Below are 391 nucleotides of genomic sequence, written 5' to 3'. Positions count from 1 at the left end.
ATCTTGGCTTTTCTACAAAAGTAAATAAAGTAGCATATGCATCTTCTTTTGGAGTATCCGATTGGGAATACTCTGAATCGCAAACTATATTAGTGAAAAAATTAATTAAAGACTTTAAGGCTGTATCAGTTAGAGAAAATGATGGTGTTTTATTATGTAAAGATTATTTAAACGTTGATTCCTGCTGTGTTGCTGATCCGACATTACTTTTAGAGAAAAGTTTATATGAAGATTTATGCCATGATCTTCCAAGTTTTAATAAACAAAAATATTTATTTTACTATGTATTAGATAATAATAAAGACAAACAAAATTATGCCATAGAATTAGCTAAAAAGCTTAATTTAGATATTCTTATCGTTGAAAATAAGAATGAGGGATTATTTTTGAC

1 protein-coding gene is annotated in these 391 nt (G+C 26.9%); it reads left to right on the top strand.

Annotation, left to right across the window (positions count from 1 at the left end):
• Positions 1–391, top strand: a 391-nt coding sequence (locus tag E5A76_RS03740) for a polysaccharide pyruvyl transferase family protein (RefSeq protein ID WP_161118138.1), incomplete at both ends; no start/stop codon positions are given.

This window comes from Photobacterium lucens, assembly GCF_009873615.1.
Classification (GTDB): Bacteria; Pseudomonadota; Gammaproteobacteria; order Enterobacterales; family Vibrionaceae; genus Photobacterium; species Photobacterium lucens.
The sequence above is the reverse complement of the archived record's forward strand: the minus strand, read 5'-3'. Positions and strand labels throughout refer to the sequence as shown.